Raw genomic sequence first — 4,772 nt, forward strand, 5'->3', positions numbered from 1 at the left:
TTTATGGCTTTGGTTTTTGTTTAAACACCCAAAAGACAGTTGAGCATCCGTAATGTGGCTGCTGCGGCATAATTACGCCGTGTCCCAAGATTAGGAGAAAAGGCATTTCCAGTTTCGTTGACGGGAGTTGCAACACCGCAGTAGACAGACATCTCTGTAATTGTTTTTTCCGCCCAATGATTAGATATATCACTGAACGCTGTTGGCTGCTGCAAGTTTCTCATACCTGAAATTCCTCCACCTTCATCTGCATACTGAATGGCTTTACGCAATACCGCCATCAACTCAGCACGGGTTACTGCTTGGGTAGGCCGAAAAGTGCCATCAGAATAGCCTTGCATAATCCCGTTAAATTTTGCCCACTCAATCATTGCAGCACTCCAACAGGTTGCGTTTACATCCCGAAAAGGCTTGCTGGTGACTTTCAATAAGTTTCCTGCTGCTGGCGGTGGGTCGTGTGGCACAGTCGCACTACTTACGGGTAGCTTACTGAGCGCATTTATTACCATCGATATCATCTGTTCCCGCGTTAATTCTAACGTGGGACGAAAGGTATTGTTAGAAGTGAAGCCTGCAATAAGCCCTTTCTGAACAGCCTCTTGAATCTCTTGGGCATAAACATCGGCGTTAACATCGGTAAAGCTTGGGACTTCAGCAACTACTGGTTTAGTCATGAAAGCGCATAACAATATAATCGCAGTAGTACCTGCTCCCGTTTTGGCAGTTAGTGAACCCAAAAAATTAAAAGTTGATTTGAGCAAAGGTTTCATAATGAATTGAATGCTTACCTTTGTAGACGTTGCTCTCTTTGATCAGGTTTCTTAAAGTTATTAGTTATACCTGAAATTCCGCTATTGCTGCCGTGGGGCGGCAGACGATTGGGCGATCGCTCGAATAGTACCCAATATCCCCTATACCGAATGGCACTAAGAAAAGCCGAAACACTTGCGGGTTAAGCAGTTTGCAACTGCCTCGTGGTTCACTACGACCTGGGCGTTCTGGAACAGCCTTGTGAGCAATAACTTTTAGTAAAGTATGATAAATTTGAAGACGTTTCGTTGAATGAGCAGCTAATAATTTGGGAATAAAGTTAAATTTTATGGTGGCGAGTACCTTGCAAAGATAGGCGTAATGGAGGAGTGGTGTAAGTAGTTCCGGCATCCCACATCAAACTACGAAGTAGATTATAAGCCAGCAGAAAAACGTAAATTTCCTTGCGTACCATTGAGAGTGTTTTACATCGCAAAATATCCATACCCAAGGTAGTTTTTAGATATCTTAAATTTAGTTCAACATCCCAACGTTTACCGTAAAGTCCAACAATTTTGAGAGGGCGTATAACCAGAAGTAACTTGGCTATACATTTGCAAGACCGATGCAGAAATACGTCCTGAGAGTTTTGCGATCGCCCATAGCGCTCTTGTAAAATCATTTTCAATTGTTGAGAATTCGCAAGAGAAAAAGTTTATGGCAGATAAGTCCGGTCAAGACCCCTCGGAAATCACAGTGGCAACGGTTGATGAAGAACGAAAAGGCGCAACTTTCAGCGGTACGGTCATCCTTGGTATAGATCCTGAGGGTGGGGCAGTCGTTTTCTTTAGAGACTTTTTAATTGAAGATTATAAAGGCGAACTTACCGCTTATCTGGCAACAGATGGCGATATAACGAAAAGCATTGATTTAGGCGAACTCGATCATAAAAGCCCCAGTTTTAAGCTGCCAATTCCGCTCTTAACGGATACATTACCCTACAATACAGTCGTGTTGAGCGACAAAAAAAGCAAGAAAAAAATCCTGACGATCAATCTATAAAATTTGTAACTTAGCTCGTAGTTCAGCCAAATTCGATTGCCCTCCTGTATAGATCTCAAATGGGTTCTATAAAAGTGTTCAAGGGTAAAGCGTATTAACTGATGTCAGAACACCAGACAGCACAAAGCTGTAGAGAAGATATTGGGATATTACCGTGTCCTCTGTACAGCCATGTGATAAGAATTGATTGAAAAGGCGATTGCATACTCAGTAGTATGCAATCGCCTTAATTCTGGAAAGATTGAAGTTTTTACAACCAGTTTTCAGACTTGGTTTGGTCATCGGAATCATCTCCGGTGGCTTGAGCAATACAAGTTTTTGGCTTCCGGCTGCTAGTCCCGGTGGCGGCTGGTTATTGTGGTTTCGTATCGTTAACTCGATTTATCGAACAGAATTCAGGAGTCAGGAGTCAGAAAATAGATTTGAATTCTGTACGACTGGCGGATGAATAATCGGGTTGAAGACCTCCAAATTGAAAATTTGGTGGTCTTCAATTCCTGCGCGGTCTGAATCCCCGACTGATTTATTCTGACTCCTGAATTCTGACTTCTGAATTCTTCTTCAAAAGGGTTGAATTTTGAACGCTTCTTTGTTTTTCAAAAGAGGCATCGCGCTCGTCTCCTCTCTTATGATTACTATATTATTACGCTCACCAGTGATTGTCAAGTGTTTTTTACTGGTGAGCGTAGTAAATAACTCTCTTAACTGTTGTAATCTATGTTCCAAATAAGTGAAGTGATATCCCCATCTAAAGCAGCACAAAGTTTCTCTAGAATTTCTGTGCTAACAGTCATCTGAGTTGGTTTTTTTGGTTTGTTAATAAAGACGTGAGGAGTCTCTAGCTGCTGAATATAAGCCACAGAAACTCCCACAGCATCAGATAGCTTTTGTCTACTATATCCAGCTTTCTCTCTAAGCTCCCTGAGTTTTTGGGCATTTTCTTCATTCCACCTAAACGCAGCGATAGGTGTTACATCTACTGTAATATTCATTTTTACTTTAATTTTATTTTCACTGCGCTCACCAGTTGACATGATAATATTAACTTTATTAATATACTGGTGTCAATCATAAGGCTACACCAAGGAAAAGTTAAAGCGATCGTTCGCCGGGAAGCAATGCGATCACTTAGCTCAATTCATTTATTCACAACAAAGTGAACTAATTACGAACTAATTACAATGCTGACACACTTTTGACGTGATTCAGAAATCAACAAAATGTCCCAGTCAGTAGTTCCCAGAGCATAGGTAATACAATTCACTAAAATGATAAAACATATGTAAACCCTGTAAACCTTGCTGTATCTAGTTCTAATGCCAACGGTGGGAACCGCCGCTCAGACTTTGAGCTTAGTTGCAGTCAGAGTCTTTCGCCTTCTGCATCGATCCTAAAAGGGTTTTCACAATGACGCATCGCTTTACGCTACTAGGGGATGTAGAACTTCCAGAAATTGGTATAGCTGATACAATTTTTAATCCAATTGGCTCAACTGTGCCAAAGCTTGCATTGGGAAGAGTCCCCATATAGTCAAAAGTAATTTTGGTTGCTGAACTTAAAGTGTAAGATACGGATGAACCAGCAGTATTTTCAGCGCTGAGATTGGCACCAGTCAGAAATTTGTTAGAGCTAACACCTACATCCACTCCTAGAGGTTTCCATGCAGGGGTTCCAGCATTGCTATTGTAAACAGCAACCTCTGTATTTTGGGTTGTACTATTTTTCTGAAAGCTGACACTGTAGCTAAGTTTTTTGTTTTTAGCTTCGCGCTGCGCTTCTTGGAGTGTGGCGAAAACGGCATCGTTAACTTTATTTACCTGCTGTCGATTTACAAAGGCAAGCCAGCTAGGAACTGCGATCGCTCCCAAAATTCCTACCATTAGTATTACTACTATTAATTCTAATAAACTAAAGCCAGCATCACGCGGAATTTTAACAGTCATTGTTCCTTTTGCTGGAACTAAAATATTTTCCCATACTTGGGCAGGAGCGCCCGGAATTTCCGTGGACTGCTGATTAGTTCTCACTTTTTGTATTAGCCTCAAGTAATTTTTATCGAATTTTTAAACTTGTACTAGCCAAAGTTTTTTATTTTTCACACCCAATACCATCCCCATCTCGGTCAAAGCCATGAGGGTCAGGTGGCAATACCTTAAACCTTCTTTGGGTCATGTCTGGGCAATTCAAATCAGGTGAATTTTTGGGAATACAAAAATCTGGGTAAGAAGGATCACAGTTATTCTGTTGCTGTGGTTGAATCGGTTGTGAGGCTCTTTTTTGGGTAGTTTTGTGGCGGAAGTCCCAAGGCATCACAGGATTGGCCTGACTCCAAAAAGCTAAACGCTTTTGTTTAGCATAGCTCTCACCCTGCAATAAACTATCTTTAGACTGTGGACAGCTTTTGAGATACTGGTGATAGACTTTCATATTGTCCCTCTTGCACCATGTTGACATTGACACTGCGATTATCGACATAAATCTCTGCAACCAAGCGCTTGTATTTGTCAGTTTCAACAGCACGTAGGGTGATTGCTTGTCCTACTGGCAGCAATTGTTTGAGTCTTGCTGCCGATTGTTGACCCCAAGGATTCTGTTTCATCTCTGGTGCATCAATGCAGGCGAGACGAATAGTTACAGTTTTGTTGCCAGTCTTTACGCGTATGGTGTCACCGTCACCGACACTTACGATTGTGGCAGTAAGGTTATTGGCAACAACTGGTAATGTTTGAGCTAGAAGCAGAACGCTAATTGCAACAAGGGGAATTTTCTGAAGCATCTGTAGTAATAATCACTATATAATACTTATGATGCCCAGATAACTAATTAGGGCTTGCTGAACAAAAGTGAAACATAGTCTAGGTAAGGGTTTTGAGCATTTTTTCACCAAGCAAGTGCAAGACTATAGCATCCAGAGGTTCAAAAACCTTGCACTTTCGTCGGCGAGCGCCGGGCAAATTGGG

8 protein-coding genes are annotated in these 4,772 nt (G+C 41.6%); 2 read left to right on the top strand and 6 right to left on the bottom strand.

Translation table 11 applies throughout. The annotated features are described in order from the left end of the window. Positions 1–20: 20 nt before the first annotated feature. Together ACEW80_RS27660 and ACEW80_RS27665 are read right to left on the bottom strand one after the other, a co-directional pair. The gene (locus ACEW80_RS27660; RefSeq protein ID WP_373529675.1) at positions 21–674 is read right to left on the bottom strand and encodes an S-layer homology domain-containing protein; all 654 of its coding nucleotides are present in this window, start codon (positions 672–674) and stop codon (positions 21–23) included. 416 nt (positions 675–1,090) lie between these two features. After that, positions 1,091–1,432 carry a transposase gene (locus ACEW80_RS27665; RefSeq protein WP_373529676.1) on the bottom strand — a complete coding sequence of 114 codons (342 nt, stop codon included), beginning with the start codon at positions 1,430–1,432 and terminating at the stop codon, positions 1,091–1,093. A 35-nt stretch (positions 1,433–1,467) separates the two neighbouring features. Here ACEW80_RS27665 and ACEW80_RS27670 point away from each other — a divergent pair, with 35 nt between their 5' ends. Both ACEW80_RS27670 and ACEW80_RS27675 read left to right on the top strand, forming a co-directional pair. Further along, positions 1,468–1,812 carry a hypothetical protein gene (locus ACEW80_RS27670; RefSeq protein WP_373529677.1) on the top strand — a complete coding sequence of 115 codons (345 nt, stop codon included), beginning with the start codon at positions 1,468–1,470 and terminating at the stop codon, positions 1,810–1,812. Positions 1,813–2,053: 241 nt separating this feature from the next. Continuing rightward, a complete protein-coding gene (locus tag ACEW80_RS27675; protein ID WP_373529678.1) occupies positions 2,054–2,260 on the top strand; it encodes a hypothetical protein in 207 nt (68 codons plus the stop codon). Positions 2,261–2,513: 253 nt separating this feature from the next. On the opposite strand, the gene ACEW80_RS27680 is transcribed toward ACEW80_RS27675, so the two are convergent. The 4 genes from ACEW80_RS27680 to ACEW80_RS27695 form a co-directional block, all read right to left on the bottom strand. After that, on the bottom strand, positions 2,514–2,846 hold the full coding sequence (locus tag ACEW80_RS27680) for a helix-turn-helix domain-containing protein (protein ID WP_094345915.1): 333 nt from the start codon (positions 2,844–2,846) through the stop codon (positions 2,514–2,516). Positions 2,847–3,164: 318 nt separating this feature from the next. Then, positions 3,165–3,839: a Tfp pilus assembly protein FimT/FimU gene (locus ACEW80_RS27685; protein WP_373529679.1), complete on the bottom strand. Its 675-nt coding sequence runs from the start codon at positions 3,837–3,839 to the stop codon at positions 3,165–3,167. Positions 3,840–3,900: 61 nt separating this feature from the next. Continuing rightward, positions 3,901–4,239: a thermonuclease family protein gene (locus tag ACEW80_RS27690; protein WP_373529680.1), complete on the bottom strand. Its 339-nt coding sequence runs from the start codon at positions 4,237–4,239 to the stop codon at positions 3,901–3,903. After that, the gene (locus ACEW80_RS27695; RefSeq protein ID WP_373529681.1) at positions 4,196–4,588 is read right to left on the bottom strand and encodes a thermonuclease family protein; all 393 of its coding nucleotides are present in this window, start codon (positions 4,586–4,588) and stop codon (positions 4,196–4,198) included. Before ACEW80_RS27695 ends, ACEW80_RS27690 begins: the two co-directional genes overlap by 44 nt. Between the last annotated feature and the right edge of the window lie 184 nt (positions 4,589–4,772).

It is taken from the genome of Nostoc sp. (assembly GCF_041747015.1).
Lineage (GTDB): Bacteria > Cyanobacteriota > Cyanobacteriia > Cyanobacteriales > Nostocaceae > Nostoc.